Annotated in this window: 1 protein-coding gene; it reads left to right on the top strand. The window is 70.3% G+C overall.

Annotation, left to right across the window (positions count from 1 at the left end; translation table 11 throughout):
• Window positions 1-132: 132 nt before the first annotated feature.
• Window positions 133-1,254 (top strand): IS110 family transposase, encoded by a 1,122-nt coding sequence (locus DW195_RS10015; protein ID WP_117641087.1) that lies wholly within the window; start codon window positions 133-135, stop codon window positions 1,252-1,254.
• The last annotated feature ends 355 nt before the right edge of the window (window positions 1,255-1,609 follow it).

Genomic DNA, 1,609 nt, shown 5'->3' with positions numbered 1-1,609 from the left:
ACAGACACTATGACCCAATCCAGGGGCACGGAAACGACAGGAGCCCCCGCTCGTGACCGCGGGTCGGGGCTGCGACAATGTTGTTGAAGTGCCAGAGGCGCAGCCGCGCCGCAACGAGGTTGGGAGGCTCCCGTGCCTAGATATTCTACCGCCTTCGGAATGGACGTACACCTCAGGTCCACCACCGTCTGCGCGCTCGACGCGGAGACGGGCGAGGCCGTGACGAGGAGGTTCCGCGGCAACCCCTGGGGCGAGGTCGCGGAGTGGATGTCGGGCTTCCCCGGCCCGTCGCTCGCCGCCTACGAGAGCGGCTACCTCGGCTTCGCCCCGCAAAGGGAGCTCTCCGGGCTCGGCGTCGACTGCGTCGTCGCGGCCGTCTCCAAGGTCCCGAGGTCAGCGGCCGACCTCTCGTCCAAGAACGACCGCAACGACGCGGCCAGGATGGCCAAGGCGATACTGTCGCACGACGTCACCCCGGTATGGGTGCCGTCCCCCGAGATCGAGGGGCTCAGGGACCTCGCCGCCGCCCACGACGCGGCGACCGCGAGGCTCGCGGCGGCGAAGCAGCGGCTCCTGGCGTTCCTAGCCCGCCGCGGCTATGTCTACGGCGGCACGACGCCGGCCGGCAACCCCCGGAAGTACTGGACGTACGGCTTCCTCAGGTGGCTCGACGGCATACACCCCGCCGACGACGGCGGCATCCGGGCGCTTGCGGCGCTGAGGAACGAGGTCGAGGCGGCCGACGAGACGAGGGAGGCCCTCCTCGCCGAGTACAGGGCCGCCGTCGCGGCGGGCCCCCTCTCGGCCGAGGTCGAGGCGCTCCAGTCGATCAAGGGGTGCGGGTTCGCGCTCGCCGCCGCCTTCGCGTCCGAGGTCGGCGACTTCTCGAGGTTCCGCTCCGGCAGGCAGGTGACGGCCTACTTCGGCCTCGCCCCGAAGCAGAGGTCGAGCGCGGACTCCGTGCGCCTCGGCGGAATCAGCGGGGCCGGCAACGCGCTCGTCAGGAAGCTGGCTGTCGAGGGGTCCTGGTGCTACGCCCAGGCCGGCCACCAGCCGAAGCTGATGCCCAAGGGCTCCGGCGTGCCCCTCGAGATAAGGATGCACGGGAGGAAGGGGTCCGAGAGGCTCCTGCGCCGCCGCGAGGAGATGATCGCCCGCGGGATGCCGCAGGCGAAGGCGAACGCGGCCACCGCGGCCGAGCTCGTGAGGTGGCTGTGGGCCCTCGGCACGATGTGCCGGGAGGGCGCGGAATAGACATAAGCCCCCGTCCCGGCGAGCCGGGCAGCCTTCGGGGACACCCCCGTTCTCGCTGTGCGCGCGGCGGCCGCCGCATGCGCGAAGACAGACTAGGGGAACCCCGCCGAAGGAGAGGATTGCGGGCCGCCGGAGCGGTATCCGCGGATATGAGACTGAGCCGAAGGCGTCGATGACATGCCGGGGGCGGACCGGGACGGGTTTAACGGCAGGCCCCGCCGACCGATTGCAAGCGGTCGGCGGGGCCATTGTGGCCCTTGACAGTGGATTGGGTCATATGAGCGAGCGGGTCGCATTTGAGGCAAGGTGACGTGAAACGAAAGGGCGCTGACCTTCTGGTCGCGCCCTTGAAGTT

The sequence above is a fragment of the Collinsella sp. AM17-1 genome, from assembly GCF_003470665.1.
GTDB lineage: Bacteria > Actinomycetota > Coriobacteriia > Coriobacteriales > Coriobacteriaceae > Collinsella.
The sequence above is the reverse complement of the archived record's forward strand: the minus strand, read 5'-3'. Positions and strand labels throughout refer to the sequence as shown.